Raw genomic sequence first — 21,720 nt, forward strand, 5'->3', positions numbered from 1 at the left:
CCCCCCCCCCCCCCCCCCCCCCCCCCCCCCTCCCCCCCCCCCCCCCCCCCCCCCCCCCACCCCGCCCCCCCCCGGCGCGGGGCCCCCAGCGACACCGGTCCATAAACAAGGGGCGCGACGGCCGGCAGCCCCACGAGCACCACGACAAGAGTCGCGACGGCCACGAGCGCGCCCAGAGCACCGTAGAACATCCACCGGCCCAGCAGCACCGGCCAAGCCTGCGGTATGGCCAGGCGCACGTGTTCGCCCGCGTCATAACGGCTTTCGGCGGCCTGGCCGTCGGCTCCGGCAACAGCGACCAGCGCGACGGTGATCGTGATGACCCAGTAGGCGGCGTTCGAGGTCGTCACCTGCAGTACCGAGATCTGGCCGGGGATACGCGCGAACGACTCCGCGACCAGCGCGATGCCGAACGTGATCACCACCGGGACGATCACCGCCGCGGGCGCCACCACCGTCCACAGCCGGCTGCGCCCGCCGGTGCGGATGATCTCGGCGCGCGCGCTGCGCACCACCGCGGCGGTACTCACGCGCACTCCAACAGGGTCGCCTCGAGCCACTCCCGGGTGTCGGCGCCCGTGGGCGTCAACTGCGCCAGCTCGCCGGCGGCCTGCATCCGTCCGTGGCTGAGCACCGCGACGTGATCGGCGGTCAGCGCCACTTCGCCGAGCAGATGGGTGGCGACGACGACCGTGCGGCCCTGATCGGCGAGCCGACGAAGCAGGGACCGGAACCAGACGATGCCGGGAACGTCGAGTCCGTTGAGGGGTTCGTCGAACAGCAGCGTCTGCGGGTCGGTCAGCAGTGTGGCCGCGATCGCCACGCGCTGGCGCAGGCCGAGGGACAGCCGGTCGATGCGCGTCGACCGGTAGGCGCGCAGGTCGGCCTCGCCGAGAACTTCGTCAAGGCGGGCGCCGTCGATACCCGAAAGCGCTGCGAGCCACGACAAATGGCGTCGCACGGTGTGACGGGGGTCCATGGCGGTCGGACCCAGATGAAATCCCAGCAGGCGTGGGTCGTGGCCGGGGCTCTGCCCGCAGACCGAGATCGTTCCGCTGTCGGGACGGGTCAGCCCGGCCAGCACGCGCAGCAGAGTGGTCTTGCCCGCGCCGTTGAGCCCAAGGAGCGCGGTGACCGAGCCGGCAGGAAAGGTGACGGTGACGTCGTCGATGGCGCGGTGAGGGCCGAACGACTTGGTCAATCCAACGACTTCGATCACGCGGACATCATTCGAAATTGCACGGGATGGGCAGACCGAGGGTTTTGATGCCGTTGCACAGCGACTTGCTGGCCAGCTTCCACCGACCGTCGATTCGGCGCCATTCGGCTTCCACGCGCACGGTCGGCGCCCCCTGCCTGCTGGCGTTGATGACCGCGGTGTGGCGGTCACCGTCGTGGGTTTCGGGACCGGTCACCTGGCTCGATCCGCGAGGCGGGCGGAAGAAGCCGATCCGGTAGACCATCTTCGGCACCACCACCGCCCGGCTGCCACCCTCGAGTTGAGCGGCCTTCACCTCGTCCGGCGCCGGAGTGCCGACCAGCAGCCGGATCTGGGCGTCGAGTTCCTCGAGCGTCGGCACCTCCGAGGTGATGGCGAACTCGTGGTCCGGCGCGGGCAGTTCTTGGTCCGGGGCAGGCTGCGCGTGGGCCGCCGGAGCGAACAAAGCGGCGGCGGCCAACGTCGCCGCGAGAACGCACAGGCACCTGAGCATCAACCGGACTCCTATTTAGAGGAAATCTTTGCGGTTAATGTAAACGCCAGATTGAGCTGAGGCAAGCCTTACCTCGCCCCCACATCCCCTACCGCCTCGTGGCGCCGTCCCCCGATCGGGACTTGGCGGGTTGCGGCGCGCACCCCGTTTCCCGACGGACCCCGGCGCAGCAGGCTCATCCGCATGACCCTCACACGACTTCTGAGCACGCTCGCGGCGACAGCCGCCGTGGCCGTCGGACTGGCCGCGACGGCCGGCGCGGCTCCCGTCAGCGACGACTTTTGGGAATGCGCGGCCGAGCACCAGGACACCGACGGTCTCGGCGTGTGCTGCGTGTTCTACGGCGGCGACTACGACGAGAGCACCGGCGAGTGCTGGATAGACCACGAAGCGAAGCCAGAGGAGGCCCAGACCGGCCCCGGCGTTCCGCCGAAGCACCCGGTGCTGACGCGGGTGGACCGCCTGCCCATTTACGCCATGGGTCAGTGACGTTTCGCCGAGTGTCGGATCAGTGCACGGTCGATCCGCACACAGCGTGTCTCAACCCGACACTCGGCGGGGCGGTCCTACAACATGCAGCTGACGCAGCCCTCGACTTCGGTGCCCTCCAAAGCCATCTGGCGCAGCCGGATGTAGTACAGCGTCTTGATGCCCTTGCGCCAGGCGTAGATCTGCGCCTTGTTCACATCGCGCGTGGTGGCGGTGTCCTTGAAGAACAGCGTCAGGCTCAAACCCTGGTCCACATGCTGGGTGGCCGCGGCGTAGGTGTCGATGACCTTCTCGTACCCGATCTCGTACGCGTCCTGGAAGTACTCCAGGTTCTCGTTGGTCATGTAGGGCGCCGGGTAGTAGACGCGGCCGATCTTGCCTTCCTTACGGATCTCGACCTTGGACGCGATCGGGTGGATCGAGGAAGTCGAGTGGTTGATGTAGCTGATCGACCCCGTCGGCGGCACCGCCTGCAGGTTCTGGTTGTAGATGCCGTGCTGTTGCACCGACTCCTTGAGCCGCTTCCAGTCCTCTTGATCGGGAATCCGGATGCCGGCATCGACGAACAGCTGACGGACCTTGTCGGTCTTGGGCTCCCACACCTGCTCGGTGTACTTGTCGAAGAACTCCCCCGACGCATACTTGGACTTCTCGAAGCCCTTGAACGCCGCACCGCGTTCGATCGCAATGCGATTCGACGCCCGCAGCGCGTGATAGAGCACGGTGTAGAAGTAGATGTTGGTGAAGTCCACACCCTCTTCGGAACCGTAGAAGATCCGCTCACGCGCCAGGTACCCGTGCAGGTTCATCTGCCCGAGACCGATCGCGTGAGAGTCGTTGTTGCCCTGCTCGATCGAGGGCACCGAAGTGATGTGCGTCTGATCGCTCACCGCGGTCAGCGCGCGGATGGCCACCTCGATCGTCTGCGCGAAGTCCGGCGAGTCCATCGCCTTGGCGATGTTCAACGAGCCCAGGTTGCACGAGATGTCCTTGCCGATCTTCTTGTAGGACAAGTCCTCGTTGAACTCCGACGGCGTCGACACCTGCAGGATCTCCGAGCACAGGTTCGAGTGGGTGATCTTGCCGTCGATCGGGTTCGACCGGTTCACCGTGTCCTCGAACATGATGTACGGGTAGCCCGACTCGAACTGCAGCTCGGCCAGTGTCTGGAAGAACTCGCGCGCCTTGATCTTCGTCTTGCGGATTCGGCTGTCGTCGACCATCTCGTAGTACTTCTCGGTGACCGAGATGTCGGCGAACGGCAGACCGTAGACCCGTTCGACGTCGTAGGGCGAGAACAGGTACATGTCCTCGTTCTTCTTGGCCAGCTCGAACGTGATGTCGGGGATCACCACGCCCAGGCTCAGCGTCTTGATCCGGATCTTCTCGTCGGCGTTCTCGCGCTTGGTGTCGAGGAACCGGTAGATGTCGGGATGGTGGGCGTGCAGGTACACCGCGCCGGCACCCTGGCGGGCGCCGAGCTGATTGGCATAGGAGAACGAGTCCTCGAGCAGTTTCATGATCGGGATGACGCCCGAGCTCTGGTTCTCGATGTTCTTGATCGGGGCGCCGTGCTCACGAATGTTTGTCAGCAGCAACGCGACTCCGCCACCGCGCTTGGACAGCTGTAGCGCCGAGTTGATCGAGCGGCCGATCGACTCCATGTTGTCTTCGATGCGAAGGAGGAAGCACGAAACCGGTTCTCCACGTTGCTTTTTCCCTGAATTCAGGAATGTCGGCGTGGCAGGCTGGAAGCGGCCGTCGATGATTTCGTCGACCAGCTTCTCGGCCAGCGTGGTGTCGCCGGCCGCCAGGGTGAGCGCCACCATCACCACGCGGTCCTCGAAGCGCTCCAGGTAGCGCTTTCCGTCAAAGGTCTTCAGCGTGTAGGAGGTGTAGTACTTGAACGCGCCGAGGAACGTCGGGAACCGAAACTTCTTGGCGTACGCGCGATCCAGCAGCGTCTTGACGAAGTTACGCGAGTACTGGTCGAGCACCTCACGCTCGTAGTACTCCTTCTGGATCAGGTAGTCGAGCTTCTCGTCCTGATTGTGGAAGAAGACCGTGTTCTGGTTGACGTGCTGCAGGAAGTACTCGCGCGCGGCGAGCACATCCTTATCGAACTGAATCTTGCCGTCGGCGTCGTACAGATTCAGCATCGCGTTGAGCGCGTGATAATCCGTCTCGCCGGGCAGCGTTGCCGGCGCGGAGGTTACAGGCTCTGCAGCTGTGACGGTTGGTGACACGTCTGGTCCTTCCAAAAGTCTTCCAAACCCGAACGGACGGCGTCGACGTCGTCCGGGGTTCCCATCAGTTCGAAGCGGTACAGGTACGGGACGCCGCACTTGCGGGACACGACATTGCCCGCGTAGGCGAACTCGGCGCCGAAGTTGTTGTTGCCCGCCGCGATCACGCCACGGATCAACGACCGGTTGTGTTCGTTGTTGAGGAAAGCGATGACCTGCTTGGGCACATAGCCACCGTCGTTGATGTCCGGTGTGGCCCGCCCACCGCCGTAGGTGGGCAGGACCAACACGTAGGGCTGGTCGACTTCGATGCGCCCGTGCAGCGGAATCCGGATGGCGGGCAGGCCCAGCTTCTGGACGAAGCGATGGGTGTTCTCCGAGACGCTGGAGAAGTACACGAGGTTGCTCACGCGTCCCCCTTTCTGCCCGTCGAGTACCCCTGAGTCGTCTAAGCCGTCGCGGCGACCGCTCCGAGCGCCTTGATGCGGTCGGGGCGGAAGCCCGACCAGTGCTCGTTGCCGGCCACGACGACCGGGGCCTGCAGGTAACCCAGCGCCATCACGTAGTCGCGGGCTTCGCTGTCGAGGCTGATGTCGACGGTCTCGTAGGCGATGCCCTGCTTGTCCAACGCCTTGTAGGTGGCGTTGCACTGCACGCATGCGGGCTTGGTGTACACGGTGATCGAGTGCTGAGTCATCTGCGGTACGGCTCCTCTACAACTGGCCCTGCACGCTGGCTGGCAACTGGTCGGACACTTCTTGTTGCCGAGATTCATTGAATTTCAGCAGCCCGGAGGCCCGGAAAATTCCTGCCGTCCGAGGCCACCGCCGGTGTGTCTGGGAAGACCCATACAACCGGGTTCGGGGGCTCCGGCCGGCCCTCGGAAGGCTTGGGAATCGTGGGGCCTGTCGGTGCTCGAAACACTACACCTAGTGTCCGACATTGCGAAGGAATACCAGATGTTCTGAATAACAATTCTGGAATTCCCAGGTCGTAAGCTCTTCTGGCCACCGCGCCCCGGCGTGTCGCACGTCACACTGCGGGCGTGTCGCGCGCGCCTCGCTCGACGCGGTGCGCCGTGCGGTAGATATAGCAGCCGGGACCGACAACCAAGCCGAGCGCCGAACCGACCCAGCAAAGCCGTCGGCCGGTCGATTCGACCCCCGCCGACGGCTCTGTGCGCTTCCGACGGTCAGCCCGTTTCGGCGACCAATTTGCCGATGACATCGCGCAGGTTCGCGGCCACCTCGGCATTCTCGCGCGGATGCCTCCCGTCGAACGCCTTGCTCGGCACCGACAGCTTGAGATCCTCGACGACCCGCGGTCCGGCGATGGCGAAGCTCTTACGCGTCTCGTCATGCGCCCACTGGCCGCCATACCGCCCGAGTGCCGCGCCGACGACCGCGAGCGGCTTGTCTTTGAGCGCGCTGTTGCCGTACGGCCGCGACAACCAGTCGATCGCGTTCTTGAGCACGCCCGGGATGCTGCCGTTGTATTCAGGGGTCACGATCAGCGCGGCATCCGCATCGGCGGCCGCTTGACGCAGCGCCGCCACGGGTTCGGCGACGTCATCGTTGTCGATGTCCTCGTTGTAGAACGGCAGCTCACCCAGCCTGTCGAAGAACTGTAGACGGACACCGTCGGGAGCGGTTTCCAGCGCGAGGTCGACCAACTGCCGGTTGATCGACGCCGCTCGCAGGCTGCCCAGCAGAACCAGCACGTTCACGTTTTCGGTATCCGACATCTTTGCCATCCCTTCGGTCGCCGGTGGAAATCCTCGCACAGGATAACCGGACTGCGGTCCGATTGATTCCGCCTGAACTAAACTGCTGACATGGCCGCTCCTCGTCCGCTCAACGAGCTGCCGGTCACCGACCAAACTCCCCATGAACGCGGGGACGCCGCCCGCAACCGCACCCTACTTCTGGACGCCGCACGCCGGCTCATCGCCGAGCGGGGTGCCGACTCGGTCACCACCGACGACATCGCCACGGCGGCCGGCGTCGGCAAGGGCACGTTGTTCCGCCGGTTCGGCAGCCGCGCGGGGTTGATGATCGTGTTGCTCGATGAGGACGAGAAAGCACATCAGGAAGCGTTCCTGTTCGGACCGCCGCCTCTTGGCCCGGGCGCGCCGCCGCTCGAACGGCTGCTGGCCTACGGGCGAGATCGGCTGGCATTCGTGCACAGACATCACGCACTGCTGTCCGACGCCAACCGGGACCCCCAGACGCGGTTCAACGCCCCCGCGACACTGCATCACCGGCATGTGCGGGTTTTGTTGGAGTCCGCGGGCACGACCGGTGACCTCGATGCGCAGGCCGCCGCGCTGCTGGCATTGCTCGACGCGGACTATGTGCAGCATCAGCTCCAGGAGCGCGGCGCGACGATCGAGTCGCTCGGTGATGCGTGGGAGTCGGTGGCGCGCAAGCTGTGCGGCCAATGAGCGTCCGATGAGACGCTGGGTCCTGCATGTCGATCTCGACCAGTTCCAGGCCGCCGTCGAGATCCGGCGCAACCCGCAACTGGCCGGGCAACCGATCATCGTCGGCGGCAACGGCGACCCGAACGAGCCCCGCAAAGTCGTCACGTGCGCGTCCTATCCGGCCCGGACGTACGGCGTGCGGGCGGGCATGCCGCTGCGCACCGCCGCCCGCAAGTGCCCGGATGCGACGTTCCTGCCGTTGGACACCGATGCTTACGACGAGGCCTCCGAGGAGGTCATGGGCGTGCTGCGCGACTTCGGACATCCCGTGGAGGTATGGGGTTGGGACGAGGCCTATGTCGGCGCCGACCTGGACGACACGCACAGCCCGCACGAACTCGCCGAGCGGATCCGCGAGGTGATCGCCGCCGAGACCGGTCTGTCGTGCTCGGTGGGCATCAGCGACAACAAACAACGCGCCAAGGTCGCGACCGGCTTCGGCAAGCCGGGACCCGAAACCGGCGAGTCGGCGGGCGTGTATCAACTCACCGACGAGAACTGGATGGCCGTCATGGGCGACCGGGAGGTCGAGGCCCTCTGGGGGATCGGCCCGAAGACGGCCAAAAGGCTTGCCGCGATGGGCATCGGCACCGTCGCCGATCTGGCCGGCACCGACGCGACGGTGCTCACCGAGGCGTTCGGCCCGACCACCGGGCTGTGGATTCTGCTGCTCGCCAAGGGCGGTGGCGACAAAGACGTCAGCGCCGCGCCGTGGGTGCCGCGTTCCCGCAGTCACGTCATCACCTTCCCTCGCGACCTCACCGAGCGCGACGAGATGGATTCCGCCATCATCGATTTGGCGCGGCAGACGCTGACCGAGGTCGTTGAGCAGAATCGGGTCGTCACCCGGGTGGCGGTGACGGTCCGAACCAAGACCTTCTACACGAGGACCAAGATCCGCAAACTGCCCAAACCCACCGTGGACGAGAACCTCATTACGCGAACGGCACTGGAGATACTCGGCCAGTTCGAACTCGACCGCCCCGTTCGGCTGTTGGGTGTGCGACTCGAACTGGCGCCACCGGAAGGCGGGTACTGAGGTGCTCACCACGGTCGCGATCCGCGGATATCGCTCACTGCGCGAGATCGTGCTACCACTTGCGGGGCTCACCGTCATCACCGGCGCCAATGGAACGGGTAAGTCGTCGCTGTATCGGGCGTTGCGCCTGCTCGCCGACTGCGGCCGCGGTGAGGTGATCGGATCGCTGGCCCGCGAGGGCGGGCTGCAGTCGGTCCTGTGGGCGGGGCCCGAACAACTGGGCGGGGCGCGCCGCACCGGACAGGTTCAAGGCACGACCCGCACGGGTCCGGTGTCTCTCGAAATGGGGTTTGCAGCAGATGATTTCGGTTATCTCGTCGACCTCGGCCTTCCTCAGATGGCGGGACCGCAGTCGCTGTTCTCGCTCGACCCGGAGATCAAACGTGAGGCGGTGTTCGCCGGGCCCGTCATGCGCAACAGCTCGACGCTGGTGCGCCGCACCCGCGACTACGTCGAGGCGCGCGCCGAATCCGGCCGCGGATTCGACAAGGTGACGCAAGCCCTTCCGGCCCACCGCAGCGTGCTGGCCGAGTATGCCCATCCCGGTGCGCACCCGGAGCTTGCTGCGGTGCGGGACCGGTTGCGTAACTGGCGGTTCTACGACGGCTTTCGCGTCGACGCCGCAGCGCCCTCGCGGCGGCGCACCGTCGGGACCCGCACGCCCGTGCTCTCCGATGACGGCAGCGACCTGGCCGCCGCAATCCAGACCATCATCGAGGTCGGCCACGACGAGCTGCACCGGGCGATCGCCGAGGCCTTCGACGGGGCGACGGTGTCCATTGCCGTGCACGACGGGCTGTTCGACCTGCAGCTGCATCAGCGGGGTATGCTGCGCCCACTGCGGGCCGCCGAATTATCCGACGGCACACTGCGATTCCTTCTGTGGGCCGCCGCGCTGCTGAGCCCGCGGCCGCCGTCGCTGATGGTGCTCAACGAACCGGAGACGTCTCTGCACCCGGACCTCGTGGGCCCGCTGGCGTCATTGATCCGCGCCGCGGCGGACACCACCCAGGTCGTCGTCGTCACTCATTCCAAGGTGCTGCTCGAACATCTCGACACCGTCACCGTGGGCGATGCCGCCGAGACCGAAGCGTCCGCGGTGGAGATCCCGTTGTACAAGGACCTCGGCGAGACACGCGTCGATGGCCTCGGCATGCTCACCATGCCGCCGTGGGACTGGGGTAAGCGCTAGCCGCGGTGCGCCGAGGGTCGCAGCGCCTTGGTGAACAACACGTTCGCCTGGCGCATCGCGACGCTGTAGGGCCACCACATGGTGCGCTTGAACAGATACAACGCCCGGATGTCGGGCGAGGTGTAGATCAGGAACCGGTTGCGCCGCACCCCTTTGAGGATGCACTCGGCGGCGTGCTCGGGTGAGACCGCGTGCCCGCCGAATCGGTCGGTCCACTTCTTGACCCGCGGGTCTTCGCGGTCGACGCCGGCGATCTGAACCGTTTGCACCAGAGGCGTTTTCACCGCGCCCGGTACCACCACCGACACCCCGATCCGGTGTCGCGCCAGATCGAAACGCAGCACCTCCGACATACCGCGCAACCCGTACTTGCTCGCGCTGTAGGCCGCATGCCAGGGCAGCGCGACCAGCCCGGCCGCAGAGGACACGTTGACGATGTGACCGCCCGTGCCGGCCGCCACCATCGGCGGCACGAACGCCTCGATGACGTGGATCGGTCCCATCAGGTTGATGTCGACCATCGACTTCCAGTGCTGGTGCGTCAGCGTCGAGACAGTGCCCCACGCCGACACCCCCGCGATGTTCATCACGATGTCCATCGCGGGATGACGCGAGTGGATGTCGTCGGCGAACGCGACCACCGCTTCGTAGTCGGAGATATCAAGAGCGCGGTACTCGGCCACCTCGGCGCCCAGGGCGCGCGCGTCGGCGACGGTCGTCTCCAGACCTTCGGCGTCGCGGTCGGTCAGATAGAGCTCGGCGCCCTCGGCGGCCAGCTTCAACGCGGTCGCGCGGCCGATGCCGCTGGCGGCTCCGGTCAGAAAGCAACGCTTGTTCGCATACCCGGTGTGCGCCATGGCGGTGAGGATACTTATGCCCGCCCTAGCGAGGGTCGGATGGCTGCATGTGTCCCCAGAACGCCGCCACCCACAGCCGCTCGAGGGTCTCGACGGCCCGGCGTGGGTCGATGCCGCGGCCGACGAACGTGCTGTCGTGCGTCAGCGTCATCGTCGTCGTCGCGGCCAGGGTCCGCACGAGCGCGGGCAGGTCCTCGGAGATCGGGCGCGCGTCGGCGTCGTTCTCGAGCAGCGCGACGAGCTTGTCGATGATGCCGTCGTAGAAGTCGTCCATCATCTCGCGGATCTTGGCGTCGGTATTGCGGGCCACCGCACACGCCGTCAGCACCGGGTCGTCATTGGCGTACACCGCCGCCGCGCTGCCCACCATCCGCTTCGCGAACGCCTCCGGCGTCTCCCCCGGCTCCCGGGGTGCGAAGTGGTGAGTCAGGCTGTCGAGCATCTCGCCGGCGCCTGCCAGGATCTCGGCGAGCACCGCGTACTTGGAGTCGAAGTAGAAGTAGAACCCGGAGCGGGCGACGCCGGCGTGTTCGCTGATGGCACTGACCGACAGGTCCGCGAACGGCTGTTCCTGCACCAGCTCGCGCACGGCGTTGAGGATCGCGTCGCGCTGCCGGTCACCGCGGCTCCGACGCGTTTGCGATGCTGGTTGGGCGCTCATCGCCCTAGACCTTCGCACCGCGGCGCGTCAGAACAAAACTTGACATGCGTCAAGTCTGCCATCCAGGATGGTGATGAGAGTGACAACGGCCACATTCATTTTCATCAGGAGCTTGTGAATGACCGCGACGATCAGCACGACGGACTATCTGCTCGACCAGGCCAAGCGCCGGCTCACCCCGTCGTTCAACAACTTCCCCGGCATGGGACTCGTGGAGCGCAAGCTGCTCAACACGGATTTCCCGCAGAAACCGATGGCCATCCCGCCCGCCGGCAGCGATCTCAAGCCGGTGATCGGCGACGCCGGCCTGCCGATCATCGGACACATGATCGAGATGTTCCGCGGCGGACCCGACTACTTGCTGCACGTCTACCGCAAGTACGGCCCCCTGTACTACGCCGACTCGCCCGCGCTGCCCGCCGTCGCGGCCCTCGGGCCCGACGCGGCACAGGCCGTCTACTCCAACCGCAACAAGGACTTCTCCCAGCAGGGCTGGGTTCCGGTCATCGGGCCGTTCTTCCATCGCGGATTGATGCTGCTCGACTTCGAAGAGCACATGTTCCACCGGCGCATCATGCAGGAGGCGTTCGTGCGCACCCGCCTGGTCGGTTACCAGGAGCAGGTGGACAAAGTGGTCTCCCAGGTGATCGCCAACGACTGGGTCGTCAACGACGGGCGTTTCCTGATGTACCCGGCGATGAAGGAGCTGACCCTCGACATCGCCTCGATGGTGTTCATGGGCCATGAGCCCGGCTCCGACAAGGAACTGGTGACGAAGGTCAATCAGGCGTTTACCACCACGACCCGCGCCGGCAACGCCATCATCCGCAAACCCGTGCGCCCGTTCACCTGGTGGCGCGGCATGCAGGCCCGCAAGCTGCTCGAGGACTACTTCGAGGAGCGGGTCAAGGAACGCCGCGGCAAGGACGGCTCGGATCTGTTGACGGTGCTGTGCCACACCGAGGACGAGGACGGCAACAAGTTCTCCGACGAGGACATCGTCAACCACATGATCTTCCTGATGATGGCCGCGCATGACACCTCGACCTCCACGGCGACGACGATGATCTATCACCTGGCCAAGCACCCCGAGTGGCAGGAACGCTGCCGCGAGGAGTCCGATCGCCTCGGCGACGGGCCGGCCGATATCGAGTCCCTCGAAAAGCTCGAGTCGCTGGATCTGGTGATGAACGAGTCGATCCGTCTGGTCACCCCGGTGCAGTGGGCGATGCGGCAAACCGTGCGCGACACCGAATTGCTCGGCTACTACCTGCCCAAGGGCACCAACGTCATCGCGTACCCGGGGATGAACCACCGTCTCGAGGAGTTCTACCCCGACCCGATGAAGTTCGACCCGTTGCGGTTCACCGAGCCGCGCAACGAGCACAAGCAGCACCGCTACGCGTTCAGCCCCTTCGGCGGCGGGGCGCACAAGTGCATCGGCATGACGTTCGGCCAGCTGGAGGTCAAGACGATCCTGCACCGGCTGCTGCGTAAGTACCGGCTCGAACTGCCCCGCCCGGACTACACGACCGAATGGGATTACGGCGGCATGCCGGTGCCCAAGGACGGCATGCACATCGTGCTGCGCCCGCTGCACTGAGCCTCGTTGCCGCGAAATTGCATTCCGGCAGCGAAAGGTCGAGTGACGGCCTGCGGGAACGCAATTTCGCGGACCCGCCCGCGATCAGTCAGCGATCAGGACGCCGTCAGGAGGCGGTTCGCACACGCGATGACGGCGCTCAACGCCGATTGCGTCGCGTCGTCTGACAGCCCCATCGCCCATTCCGACTTCAGTCCGTCGGAGCCGCGGATGAAGGTGGCGGTGCGATCACCGGCGTTCACCTGGTGAAACGCGGTCATCTCCACCGAGATGCCGCGGTCGTAGAGCATCGAGGTCAGCGCGGCGACGGGACCCTGCGCCGCCGCTGACGTCGTGCAGATCCGGTCTCCGATGGCCAGCGTCGCCTGATAGTTGCGGGCCTGGGGCCCCAGCCGGGTGGCGGGACGATCGCCGTCGGCGCAGCTCCAGCTGCCCAGCCTCAGGGGCCCCGAAGCGGGTGCGTACTCGGCGAGAAACGTCTCGAAGGACATCGCGTCGGCCTCCTCGCGCAGACCACGGGGCGGCGGGGCGTCCAGATATGCCGCAAACGTCGACGGTGCGCTGGTAGCGGATTCTGTTGCAGAGATCATGTGCCGGTCTTTTCTTCGACGAGATGACCGACTACGTAGCGACGACCCACAGCGAGGGGTCGGTCAGGATCAGACCCCGCTGCGGGTTGCTACTACGAGTCGCCTCGGCACGCGTCCGATCGTAGACAACCAAAGACCGGGCCGCAAAGGAAAACTGTTCGCAAACTGACTCCGGGTCCTTCGCGTTCCGGCTGTCTTTATGCCGAGCGCTTTGAAAAGGTGTGTTCCTACTTCTGGTGTCCCGATGACCTGGGGGGATGAGTTGCGAAGCGAAGGGATAGGCACCCGCGTCGCGTTCAGCGCGACAGACATATCGACATCCGCCGGCGAACGCGTGGGCTCGTTCCGCTACTTCCGCGCGGAGGATCGCTGGGAGTGGTCCGACACGGTCGCCCAGATGCACGGCTACCCGCTCGGGGAGGCGGAGCCCAGCACCTCGCTGGTGCTGTCGCACAAGCACCCCGATGATGCGGCCAGCGTCGCGTTGCTGATCGAGACGGTGACCGGCCAGGGCCGGCCGTTCAGCAGCCGCCACCGCATCATCGACACCCACGGCAACGTCCACCCCGTTCTCGTCATCGGGGAACGCCTTCGCGATGACGACGGCGAGGTCATCGGCACCCAGGGCCTGTACGTGGATCTGAGCAATGTCGACGACACCGGGACGGTCGACGCCGCGATCGCCGACTTCACCGAGCACCGGGCGATCATCGAACAGGCCAAAGGCGTGCTGATGATGACGTATGCCATCACCGCCGAGCGGGCCTTCGACATTCTCGTGTGGCGCTCCCAGGAGACCAACACCAAACTGCGCGTGCTGGCCTCGCAGCTCGTCGACGATTTCACCGCCGAGCTGAAAGTGCCCCATGAGGTTCGCCAGCGGGCCGACCATCTGCTGCTCACGTCGCATCGGCGGATCAGGCGCGCGGACGACGGCCGCAGCAACGCCTGCTGACGGCCCGGGCTGAGCGAGGCACATCACAGCGCCTCGAATCTTCGATTGGCGCGCCCTGGCCGTAGCGTGACCTTCGATGACGTGGGCCCTGCTGTTCGCCGCCGGCGTTCTCGGCGGGCTCACCGGCAGCATCGCCGGGCTGGCCTCGGTGGCCACCTATCCCGCGCTGCTGCTCTTCGGACTGCCCCCGGTGACCGCCAACGTGACGAACACCGTGGCGCTGGTGTTCAACGGCATCGGCTCGGTGTTGGGTTCGCGCCCCGAACTCAAGGGGCAAGGCCGGTGGATTCTGCGCACCGCGCCGATCGCCGTGTTCGGCGGCGTGGCCGGTGCCGCGCTGTTGCTCACCACGCCCGCCGAGGGTTTCGAACGATCCGTACCGATTCTGCTCGGTATCGCCTCGGTCGCGATCCTGTTGCCCCGCCGGGCTCCCCGTGACGAACCGAGCGTGGGGCGTCGCCGTGCGGTGGTGTTCATCGAGGCCACCGCCGTGTTCCTGATCTGTATCTACGGCGGTTATTTCGGCGCGGCCGCGGGTGTGTTGCTGTTGGCGCTGCTCCTGCGCACCGGCCACGCCTCGCTCGCGGAGGCCAACGCGGGCAAGAACGTGATCCTCGGTGTGGCCAACCTCGTGGCGGCCGTGGTCTTCGCGGTGCTGGCGCCGGTGCAGTGGGGGGCGATGTTGGTGCTGGGCCTGGGCTGTCTGATCGGGTCCCGGCTCGGGCCGGTGGTCGTGCGGCACGCACCCTCGGGGCCGCTGCGCGTGATGATCGGCGCGGCCGGCGTGGCGTTGGCTGTCCAGCTGGCGCTCGACACCTACGCCTAGAGCTGGAAGGGGCTGTCGCCCTTGATCACCCGTTTGCCGAGATCGATGAGGTTCTGGGCGTTGGCGTGCAGCCGCTCCCCCGCGTCCCGGCTGGCCTGACCGGCCAGGTACCGCGACCATGTGCCCTCGATGACGATCCCGAGCTTGAAACAGGCCATCGCGACATACCAATCCAGACTTGATGTTTCGCGTCCCCCCGCTTCGAGATAGGCCTCGAGGAGCTCGCGACGGGTGGCGAGCCCGCCGAGCGCGGCCAGTTCTGCGCCCGCGGTGATCGTGTTGGTCTCCAGCGGCCAGCAGATCAACATCCAGCCCAGGTCGAGCAGCGGGTCGCCGATCGTGCACATCTCCCAGTCGACGAACGCCGCCACCTCGGGCTTGTCGCGACGCAGCAACACATTGCTCAGATGCGGGTCGCCGTGCAGGACACCCGGCCGGCCCTCCGGCGGCAGGTTCGACGCCAACCACTCGGCGAGTTCGGTGACGGCCAGCGACTCGGGGTCGTATCGGTCGTGTCGATAGCTCTCGAGCAGCCGCAGGAACTGCGGAACCTGGCGTTCCAGAAAGGATCCGGGCCGTTTGAGTTCGGCGAGAGGGCTGCCTTCCCATTCGACCTGCCCGAGCGCGGCCAGGCTCGCCGCGTACGACAGCCCCACCTGATGACGCATCGACGGATCGCGCACGTACGCCTCGGACATGTCGTCGCCGGGGTTGAAGCCGTCGACCACTTCCATCAGATAGAAGACGACGCCGAGGACGCTGAGATCCTCACAGCCGGCGATGAATCCTGGGTGCGGCACGGGCGTGCCCGCCAACGTTCGCAACGCCGCGATCTCCCGCAGCATCGTCTTGTCGCTTGTCGGCCGCGGGTGGGCCGGCGGTCGACGGAGCACCATGGGCCGGTCGTCGATCCGCAACCGCACCACGATGTTCTGCGTACCGCCGGTCAGCGGTTCGACGTCGCCGACCGTCGTGCCCAGACCCTGCGCGCGCACCCACTGCTGCAGCGCGACCTGGTCATCGTGGCTCAGTGTCGGGAGTTGATGCGCGTCGTCGGGCATGTAGCCATCGTGTCAGGTCGACCGCGCGAGCGGCACGGGAGTCAGCCTTCGTAGGCCAGGCAGGCTTGCGCGCTCAGTCCAGGATCCGACGGGCCACGTTCGTCGTCACCAGATCCAACAACTCGTCTGCCCGGCCCGCCAGGATCGTCCTGATCGCGTACAGCGAGAAGCCTTTGGCCTGCTCGGCGGTGATCGCCGGCGGGATCGACAGTTCCTGACGCGCGGTCACGACGTCCACGACCGCCGGGCCGTCGTGGGCGAACGCGTCGGCCAAGGCCGATTCGAGATCCGACGGCTGTTCCACACGCCGGCCGAAGATGCCCATTGCCGTTGCGACAGCAGCGAAGTCGGGATTGACGAGATCGGTGTCGAAGTTGACGATGCCGGCCGCCTTCATCTCCAACTCGACGAAGTTCAGCGACGAATTGTTGAAGACAACCACCTTGACGGGAAGCCGGTTCTGGATCAGCGTGACGAGTTCACCGAACAGCATCGTCAGCCCGCCGTCGCCGGCCAGGGCCACGACCTGGCGGCCGCGGTCGACGGCCTGCGCCCCGATGCCCAGCGGCAACGCGCACGCCATTGTGCCGTGGTTGAACGACCCGATCAGCCTGCGGCGGCCGTTCATGCTCAGATAGCGCGCCGCCCACACCACCGGTGAGCCGACGTCGACGGTGAACACCGCATCGTCGGCAGCCAGCCGATTGACAAGTCCCGCAACGTATTCGGGCCGGATGGGCTGGCGGTCGCGGTCGTTGACGGCCAGGTCGTCCAGCCTCTGACGAGTCTTTCGGTAGTGCTTCAGCGAACGGTCGAGATGTTCGCGGTCGACCTTCTTCCGCAGCAGCGGTTGCAGCGCGTCGAGGGTGTCGGCGACGGTGCCCACGAGCCCGAGATCAATCGGAACGCGTCGGCCGAGGTGACGGCCGCGGACGTCGACCTGGACGATCTTCGCGTCATCGGGATAGAACTGCTGATAGGGGAAGTCGGTGCCCAGCATCAGCAGGACGTCGGCCTCCTTGATGGCCTTGTAGCCGGACGCGAAACCGAGCAGCCCCGTCATGCCGACGTCGAACGGGTTGTCGTATTCGATGAACTCCTTGCCGCGCAGCGCGTGCACCACCGGCGCGTTGAGTGTGTCCGCGATGCGGATGAGCGCGTCGTGGGCCCCCGCGACGCCAGCCCCGCCGAGGATGGTCACGGCGCGCCCGTCGTTGAGGATCGCCGCCGCCTGACGCAGGGACTCGTCGTCGGGACGCACGATGTACCGGGCCGGCCGCACGGCACGCGTGTTCCAGGTCGACGCGTCGGCGCGGTGGCCGAAGATCTCGCCGGGGATCACGACCACCGCGACGCCGTTCTCCTCGACCGCGGCGCGCATCGCCATCTCGACGATGCGCGGCGCCATCTCAGGCGTGCTGACGAGCTCGCAGTAGACGCTGCACTCGCGGAACAGGTCTTGCGGGTGCGTCTCCTGGAAGTAGTCCGATCCGATCTCGGTACGCGGGATGTGCGCGGCGATCGCGAGGACGGGCACGCGGCTGCGGTGGGCGTCGAACAGGCCGTTGATCAGGTGCAGATTGCCCGGCCCGCAGCTGCCCGCGCAGACCGAGAGCGTGCCGGTGATCGCCGAGGCGGCGGCCGCGGCGAATGCGGCGGTCTCCTCGTGACGGACGTGCTCCCAGCTGATCTCACCCGAGCGGCGGATCGCATCGGTGAAACCGTTGAGGCTGTCGCCCGGCAGGCCGTAGACGCGGCGCACACCGCTGAGCCTCAAGGTGTCGATGAGGTGATCGGCGAAGGTCGCCACCCCGACAGGCTAGCGATTTGTGCACGTCTAGGAGCGGTGAGCGCTCCTAAACGTGCACAAGTCGCGTCGTACTACTTGGGGGCGAAGCGCTGGCCGGCGTCCAGACGCAGGCACTGGCCGTTGAGCATCGGGTTCTCGACGATCGCGGCCACCAGCTTGGCGTACTCCTCGGGCTTGCCGAGCCGCTTCGGGAACGCCGCGTCCTTGGTCAGCGCCTTGGCGAACTCGTCGGGGATGCCCTCGGTCAGGCCCGTGGCGAACAGGCTCGGCGCGATCGCCAGCGCCCGGATGCCCAGGCTGCCCATGTCGCGGGCCATCGTCAGGCACATCCCGGCGATCGCGGCCTTCGACGCGGTGTAGGCGACCTGACCGATCTGGCCCTCGAACGCCGCGATCGAGGCGGTGTTGATGATGACGCCGCGCTCTTCCTGCTCGTCGTCGACGAGGTCCTGCTGGCTCATCTGCCAACCGGCCAACCTGCTGATGTTGAACGTGCCGATGAGGTTGAGGTCGATGCACTTGCGGAAGGTGTCGAGGCTGTGCGGTCCGTCCTTCTTGACCGTGCGCTCGGCGGCGCCGCCGCCGGCCGTCGTCACGATGATGTGCAGCCCGCCGAGCTTGTCGATCGCCTGCTGCAGCACCTTCTCGGTGCCCTCGAAGTCGGTGACGTCCACCTCGAAGAAGGAGCCGCCGATCGCGTCGGCCACTTCCTTGCCCTTCGACTGCGGACGGTCCAGAACCGCCACGTCCGCGCCTCGCTGAGCCAGCAACTCGGCCGTCGCCTTGCCGAAGCCCGACGCTCCGCCGACGACGATGGCCTTCTTGCCAGAAATCTCCACCTGGGTCTCCCCTTTCCAAAAAGAGCTCGATTCGTAAAGCAACCTAGCTGACGTCATCGTTCGGTAAGCCCGTCGGGTTGCCAACGTGAGTACTTTGAGCGGCATGACGTCGCGCAGCACCAAGGCGATGGGCGGCATCGCGGCGGCCGCCGTCGCGCTGGGCGTGACCCAACTGCTCGCTGTCTTCGTGGGGCCGCGGGCCGACTCTCGCACCGCGGTCGGGTCGGCGGTCATCGACCTGACGCCCGGGCCGGTCAAGGAGTGGGCGATCCAGACCTTCGGCATGGCCGACAAACTCGTCCTGTCGATGCTCGTGCTCGCGGTGATCGCCGTCGTGGCCGCCGCCACCGCGGCGCTGGAGACGCGGCGCTTCCCGATCGGCAGTGTCGCGATCGTCGCGGCCGGCGTCGTCGGGTGCGCAGCGGTGCTCTCGCGCGCGGGGGCGACCCTGTTGGACACCCTGCCGACGGTGGTCGGCGCCGCGTGCGGCGTCGCCGTGCTGCGACTGCTGACATCGGGGCGGTTCACCGACGCCGGGCAGGTCGTCACCGACGACGGACCCGATCCGGGCCGACGGCTGTCGTTGATCACGCTGGGGTTCCTGGGGGCAGGCGCGCTGACCGGAGTGGCCGGCGTAGTGCTGTCCCGCCTGACGACCTCGGTCTCCGGTGAGCGCACGGCTTTCGCACTGCCGCCGGTCGACGTCGCCGCTCCCCCGGTCCCAGCGACGGTGCAGCCCAATGGTGTTGGCCTGCCGTCGTTCGTCACCAGCAACGCAGATTTCTACCGGATCGACACCGCGTTGAGCGTGCCGCAGTTGAGTCGCGAGAGCTGGCAGCTGCGGATCCACGGCATGGTGGATCGCGAAATCACCTTGCGCTTCGATGATCTCGACCGATTCGACGTGATCGAGAAGCTGGTGACGCTCACATGTGTGTCCAATCCCGTCGGCGGTGATCTGATCGGCAACGCCACGTGGACGGGATATCGAGTGTCAGACCTGTTGGCCGAAGCCGGGGTTGACCGTGACGCGGACATGGTGCTGTCGATGTCGATCGACGGGTTCACCGCGGGCACTCCGGTCGAGGCGCTCACCGACGACCGCGGCTCGCTGCTGGCGGTCGGCATGAACGGTGAACCGCTGCCGACCGATCACGGTTATCCCGCCCGCCTTGTCGTTCCCGGGTTGTACGGGTATGTCTCGGCGACGAAGTGGGTGGTCGACCTCGAGGTGACACGATTCGACCGCGCCCAGGCCTACTGGACGCGGCTGGGGTGGTCGCCGCGCGGGCCGATCAAGACCGAGTCGCGGATCGATGTGCCGCGCAGCGGTCAAGACGTGCCCCGCGAGGCGGTGACATTCGGTGGGGTGGCGTGGGCGCAGAACCGCGGGGTGCGCAACGTCGAGGTGCGCATCGACGGGCCCGACGGCCAGGGCGACTGGCAACAGGCCGATCTCGGCGCCGCCTACTCGAACGAGACCTGGCGGCTGTGGAGTTTCCCGTGGCAGGCCGCCCGGCCGGGTCCGCACACCATCACGGTGCGGGCCACCGACAACACCGGTGCGACGCAGACCGCCGATATCGCCCAACCGATCCCCGACGGGGCCACCGGCTGGCACAGCGTCGACTTCGCGGTCACGTAACCCTTCCCCCGCCGCGAGCGACCGTGTTTGCGCCCTGACACGCCGCCGAAATGTGTGTAAACGCGGTCGTCCCTACTGGCGTGTGGGCCCACGCGCCAATCACCTGACCCGAGATGTCCGACCGCCGTGACACGCTGAACCCGTGCAGTTACTCGACGTGGCCACGGCGTCGGCCGAGGTCGGCGCGTCCTCGTCACGGCTGGCCAAGACGGCCCGAATCGCCGACCTGCTGACCCGCGCCGGCGCCGACGGCGACGCCGACCAGGTCGCCGTCGTGGTGTCATGGCTGTCCGGTGAGCTGCCGCAACGGCAGATCGGTGTCGGGTGGGCCGCTCTGCGCTCGCTGCCGCCCCCGGCGCAGTTCGCGTCGCTGACGGTGCCCGACGTCCACGCGCGGTTCACCGAGATCGGGCAGATCGCGGGCAAGGGTTCGCAGGCGCGGCGCGCCGAACTGCTCGCCGGGCTGTTCGGCGCCGCCACCGCCGACGAGCAGACATTCCTGCGCCGGCTGCTCGGCGGCGAGCTGCGCCAGGGCGCACTGGTCGGCGTGATGGCCGACGCGGTGGCCAAGGCCGCCGACCTTCCGGCCGCCGCGGTGCGCCGCGCCGCGATGCTCGGCGGCGACCTGCCCGCGGTCGCGGCCGCCGCCCTGACCATCGGCGAGGCCGCGCTGGAGCGGTTCACGCTGACGGTGGGCCGTCCCGTCGGCCCGATGCTGGCGCAGACCGCCGCCGGCGTGGCCGAGGCGCTTGAACGTCTCGGTGGCACAGCCGTTTTCGAGGCGAAGCTGGACGGCGCCCGCGTGCAGGTGCACCGGCGAGACGATGAGGTGTCGATCTACACCCGAAGCCTCGACGACGTCACCGCACGCCTGCCGGAGGTCGTGGACGCCGCACTGACGCTGCCGGTCACGACCCTGATCGCCGACGCCGAGGCGATCGCTCTCAGACCCGACGGCCGGCCGCACCGCTTCCAGGTCACGGCGTCGCGATTCGGTCGCTCCGTCGACATCGCCACCGCCGCGGCGGCCCAACCGCTGTCGGTCTTCGTGTTCGATCTGCTGCACGTCGACGGCGTCGACCTACTCGACAAACCGGCGAACGAGCGCATCGAGGTGCTCGACGCGCTCGTTCCGAAGCTGCACCGCGTCGACCGCCTCGTCACCGGCGACATCGAGCAGGCGCGCGAGTTCCTGGAGGTGACACTGGCCGCGGGCCACGAGGGCGTGATGGCCAAGTCGTTGACCGCGCCGTACGAGGCGGGGCGGCGCGGGGTGGGCTGGCTCAAGGTCAAACCCGTGCACACCCTCGACCTGGTAGTGCTAGCGGTCGAGTGGGGTTCGGGCCGTCGCACCGGCAAATTGTCCAACATCCACCTCGGCGCAAGGGATCCGCAGACGGGTGAATTCATCATGCTCGGAAAGACTTTCAAGGGTATGACCGACGCCATGCTCGAATGGCAGACCACCCGGTTCCTCGAGTTGGCCGACGGGCCGACCGACGGTTATGTGGTCCGGCTGCGGCCCGAGCAGGTCGTCGAGATCGCGTTCGACGGCGTGCAGACGTCGTCGCGCTACCCCGGGGGGATGGCCCTGCGGTTCGCCAGGGTGTTGCGGTACCGCGACGACAAGGGCCCCGCAGAAGCCGACACCATCGACACAGTGCGGGCGTTCTACCAGCGCGGAAGCTGAAGCCCGCGGTTTTCACACAGCGC

21 protein-coding genes and 1 pseudogene are annotated in these 21,720 nt (G+C 66.9%); 9 read left to right on the forward strand and 13 right to left on the reverse strand.

Annotated elements, in window-relative coordinates; translation table 11 throughout:
• The 3 genes and pseudogenes from AU072_RS19645 to AU072_RS19655 all read right to left on the reverse strand — a co-directional run.
• Positions 1–530, reverse strand: a pseudogene (locus AU072_RS19645) (hypothetical protein); the annotation flags it as partial.
• The gene (locus AU072_RS19650) at positions 527–1,219 is read right to left on the reverse strand and encodes an ABC transporter ATP-binding protein (RefSeq protein WP_064415354.1); all 693 of its coding nucleotides are present in this window, start codon (positions 1,217–1,219) and stop codon (positions 527–529) included. The pseudogene AU072_RS19645 and the gene AU072_RS19650, both read right to left, overlap by 4 nt.
• 7 nt (positions 1,220–1,226) lie before the next feature.
• Positions 1,227–1,712 (reverse strand): MTB12 C-terminal domain-containing protein, encoded by a 486-nt coding sequence (locus tag AU072_RS19655; RefSeq protein WP_082681050.1) that lies wholly within the window; start codon positions 1,710–1,712, stop codon positions 1,227–1,229.
• A 183-nt stretch (positions 1,713–1,895) separates the two neighbouring features.
• On the opposite strand from AU072_RS19655, the gene AU072_RS19660 reads away from it, so the two are divergent.
• Positions 1,896–2,201 (forward strand): hypothetical protein, encoded by a 306-nt coding sequence (locus AU072_RS19660; RefSeq protein WP_064415355.1) that lies wholly within the window; start codon positions 1,896–1,898, stop codon positions 2,199–2,201.
• A 77-nt stretch (positions 2,202–2,278) separates the two neighbouring features.
• Here the strand turns inward: AU072_RS19660 and nrdE are convergent, their stop codons facing one another.
• The 4 genes from nrdE to AU072_RS19680 all read right to left on the reverse strand — a co-directional run bounded on the left by nrdE (position 2,279) and on the right by AU072_RS19680 (position 6,191).
• Complete coding sequence (nrdE, locus tag AU072_RS19665) at positions 2,279–4,396, reverse strand: class 1b ribonucleoside-diphosphate reductase subunit alpha (protein WP_174523837.1); 2,118 nt, start codon at positions 4,394–4,396, stop codon at positions 2,279–2,281.
• A gap of 17 nt (positions 4,397–4,413) precedes the next feature.
• A complete protein-coding gene (nrdI, locus tag AU072_RS19670) occupies positions 4,414–4,857 on the reverse strand; it encodes a class Ib ribonucleoside-diphosphate reductase assembly flavoprotein NrdI (protein WP_064348902.1) in 444 nt (147 codons plus the stop codon).
• Between the two features lie 38 nt (positions 4,858–4,895).
• Positions 4,896–5,144, reverse strand: a complete 249-nt coding sequence (locus AU072_RS19675; protein WP_064348903.1) for a redoxin NrdH — start codon at positions 5,142–5,144, stop codon at positions 4,896–4,898.
• A 495-nt stretch (positions 5,145–5,639) separates the two neighbouring features.
• Complete coding sequence (locus tag AU072_RS19680; protein WP_064415373.1) at positions 5,640–6,191, reverse strand: NAD(P)H-dependent oxidoreductase; 552 nt, start codon at positions 6,189–6,191, stop codon at positions 5,640–5,642.
• Positions 6,192–6,281: 90 nt separating this feature from the next.
• Between AU072_RS19680 and AU072_RS19685 the strand changes: the two genes are divergently transcribed.
• Genes AU072_RS19685 through AU072_RS19695 form a run of 3 tightly spaced genes read left to right on the forward strand, consistent with a single transcriptional unit; the run spans position 6,282 to position 9,160 of the window.
• Entirely contained in the window at positions 6,282–6,890 is a 609-nt protein-coding gene (locus AU072_RS19685) for a TetR/AcrR family transcriptional regulator (protein WP_064415357.1), read from the forward strand.
• 7 nt (positions 6,891–6,897) lie between these two features.
• Complete coding sequence (locus tag AU072_RS19690; RefSeq protein WP_064415358.1) at positions 6,898–7,968, forward strand: DNA polymerase IV; 1,071 nt, start codon at positions 6,898–6,900, stop codon at positions 7,966–7,968.
• Position 7,969: 1 nt separating this feature from the next.
• Positions 7,970–9,160 carry an AAA family ATPase gene (locus AU072_RS19695; protein ID WP_064415374.1) on the forward strand — a complete coding sequence of 397 codons (1,191 nt, stop codon included), beginning with the start codon at positions 7,970–7,972 and terminating at the stop codon, positions 9,158–9,160.
• On the opposite strand, the gene AU072_RS19700 is transcribed toward AU072_RS19695, so the two are convergent.
• Together AU072_RS19700 and AU072_RS19705 are read right to left on the reverse strand one after the other, a co-directional pair.
• Complete coding sequence (locus tag AU072_RS19700) at positions 9,157–10,017, reverse strand: SDR family oxidoreductase (protein WP_064415359.1); 861 nt, start codon at positions 10,015–10,017, stop codon at positions 9,157–9,159. The genes AU072_RS19695 and AU072_RS19700 overlap by 4 nt on opposite strands.
• 25 nt (positions 10,018–10,042) lie before the next feature.
• Positions 10,043–10,678: a TetR/AcrR family transcriptional regulator gene (locus AU072_RS19705; RefSeq protein ID WP_064415360.1), complete on the reverse strand. Its 636-nt coding sequence runs from the start codon at positions 10,676–10,678 to the stop codon at positions 10,043–10,045.
• 118 nt (positions 10,679–10,796) lie between these two features.
• Here AU072_RS19705 and AU072_RS19710 point away from each other — a divergent pair, with 118 nt between their 5' ends.
• Positions 10,797–12,281 carry a cytochrome P450 gene (locus AU072_RS19710; RefSeq protein WP_064415361.1) on the forward strand — a complete coding sequence of 495 codons (1,485 nt, stop codon included), beginning with the start codon at positions 10,797–10,799 and terminating at the stop codon, positions 12,279–12,281.
• A 95-nt stretch (positions 12,282–12,376) separates the two neighbouring features.
• On the opposite strand, the gene AU072_RS19715 is transcribed toward AU072_RS19710, so the two are convergent.
• Complete coding sequence (locus AU072_RS19715) at positions 12,377–12,871, reverse strand: 2-isopropylmalate synthase (RefSeq protein ID WP_174523834.1); 495 nt, start codon at positions 12,869–12,871, stop codon at positions 12,377–12,379.
• A gap of 244 nt (positions 12,872–13,115) precedes the next feature.
• Between AU072_RS19715 and AU072_RS19720 the strand changes: the two genes are divergently transcribed.
• Positions 13,116–13,826, forward strand: a complete 711-nt coding sequence (locus AU072_RS19720) for a PAS and ANTAR domain-containing protein (protein WP_082681051.1) — start codon at positions 13,116–13,118, stop codon at positions 13,824–13,826.
• A 76-nt stretch (positions 13,827–13,902) separates the two neighbouring features.
• Positions 13,903–14,652, forward strand: coding sequence for a sulfite exporter TauE/SafE family protein (locus AU072_RS19725; RefSeq protein WP_064415362.1), 750 nt, complete (start codon positions 13,903–13,905; stop codon positions 14,650–14,652).
• Here AU072_RS19725 and AU072_RS19730 read toward each other — a convergent pair.
• The 3 genes from AU072_RS19730 to AU072_RS19740 all read right to left on the reverse strand — a co-directional run bounded on the left by AU072_RS19730 (position 14,649) and on the right by AU072_RS19740 (position 18,362).
• Positions 14,649–15,713 (reverse strand): phosphotransferase family protein, encoded by a 1,065-nt coding sequence (locus tag AU072_RS19730; protein ID WP_064415363.1) that lies wholly within the window; start codon positions 15,711–15,713, stop codon positions 14,649–14,651. The genes AU072_RS19725 and AU072_RS19730 overlap by 4 nt on opposite strands.
• A 73-nt stretch (positions 15,714–15,786) precedes the next feature.
• Positions 15,787–17,523: a ubiquinone-dependent pyruvate dehydrogenase gene (gene poxB, locus AU072_RS19735; protein WP_064415364.1), complete on the reverse strand. Its 1,737-nt coding sequence runs from the start codon at positions 17,521–17,523 to the stop codon at positions 15,787–15,789.
• 71 nt (positions 17,524–17,594) lie between these two features.
• A complete protein-coding gene (locus AU072_RS19740) occupies positions 17,595–18,362 on the reverse strand; it encodes an SDR family NAD(P)-dependent oxidoreductase (protein ID WP_064415365.1) in 768 nt (255 codons plus the stop codon).
• Between the two features lie 103 nt (positions 18,363–18,465).
• On the opposite strand from AU072_RS19740, the gene AU072_RS19745 reads away from it, so the two are divergent.
• Together AU072_RS19745 and AU072_RS19750 are read left to right on the forward strand one after the other, a co-directional pair.
• Positions 18,466–20,007 (forward strand): molybdopterin-dependent oxidoreductase, encoded by a 1,542-nt coding sequence (locus AU072_RS19745; RefSeq protein WP_064415366.1) that lies wholly within the window; start codon positions 18,466–18,468, stop codon positions 20,005–20,007.
• Positions 20,008–20,149: 142 nt separating this feature from the next.
• Positions 20,150–21,697 carry an ATP-dependent DNA ligase gene (locus AU072_RS19750; protein WP_064415367.1) on the forward strand — a complete coding sequence of 516 codons (1,548 nt, stop codon included), beginning with the start codon at positions 20,150–20,152 and terminating at the stop codon, positions 21,695–21,697.
• Positions 21,698–21,720: the final 23 nt, after the last annotated feature.

Origin of the sequence: Mycolicibacterium novocastrense, from assembly GCF_001499835.1 — a bacterium.
Taxonomy (GTDB): Bacteria; Actinomycetota; Actinomycetes; order Mycobacteriales; family Mycobacteriaceae; genus Mycobacterium; species Mycobacterium novocastrense.

What these genes read in the sequence shown, in the direction of transcription:
- AU072_RS19655 (WP_082681050.1), bottom strand. Translation starts at nt 1,712, where the DNA reads ATGCTCAGGTGCCTGTGCGTTCTCGCGGCGACGTTGGCCGCCGCCGCT.
- AU072_RS19660 (WP_064415355.1), top strand. Translation starts at nt 1,896, where the DNA reads ATGACCCTCACACGACTTCTGAGCACGCTCGCGGCGACAGCCGCCGTG.
- AU072_RS19675 (WP_064348903.1), bottom strand. Translation starts at nt 5,144, where the DNA reads ATGACTCAGCACTCGATCACCGTGTACACCAAGCCCGCATGCGTGCAG.
- AU072_RS19680 (WP_064415373.1), bottom strand. Translation starts at nt 6,191, where the DNA reads ATGTCGGATACCGAAAACGTGAACGTGCTGGTTCTGCTGGGCAGCCTG.
- AU072_RS19685 (WP_064415357.1), top strand. Translation starts at nt 6,282, where the DNA reads ATGGCCGCTCCTCGTCCGCTCAACGAGCTGCCGGTCACCGACCAAACT.
- AU072_RS19690 (WP_064415358.1), top strand. Translation starts at nt 6,898, where the DNA reads ATGAGACGCTGGGTCCTGCATGTCGATCTCGACCAGTTCCAGGCCGCC.
- AU072_RS19700 (WP_064415359.1), bottom strand. Translation starts at nt 10,017, where the DNA reads ATGGCGCACACCGGGTATGCGAACAAGCGTTGCTTTCTGACCGGAGCC.
- AU072_RS19705 (WP_064415360.1), bottom strand. Translation starts at nt 10,678, where the DNA reads ATGAGCGCCCAACCAGCATCGCAAACGCGTCGGAGCCGCGGTGACCGG.
- AU072_RS19710 (WP_064415361.1), top strand. Translation starts at nt 10,797, where the DNA reads ATGACCGCGACGATCAGCACGACGGACTATCTGCTCGACCAGGCCAAG.
- AU072_RS19715 (WP_174523834.1), bottom strand. Translation starts at nt 12,871, where the DNA reads ATGATCTCTGCAACAGAATCCGCTACCAGCGCACCGTCGACGTTTGCG.
- AU072_RS19720 (WP_082681051.1), top strand. Translation starts at nt 13,116, where the DNA reads ATGACCTGGGGGGATGAGTTGCGAAGCGAAGGGATAGGCACCCGCGTC.
- AU072_RS19725 (WP_064415362.1), top strand. Translation starts at nt 13,903, where the DNA reads ATGACGTGGGCCCTGCTGTTCGCCGCCGGCGTTCTCGGCGGGCTCACC.
- AU072_RS19730 (WP_064415363.1), bottom strand. Translation starts at nt 15,713, where the DNA reads ATGCCCGACGACGCGCATCAACTCCCGACACTGAGCCACGATGACCAG.
- AU072_RS19745 (WP_064415366.1), top strand. Translation starts at nt 18,466, where the DNA reads ATGACGTCGCGCAGCACCAAGGCGATGGGCGGCATCGCGGCGGCCGCC.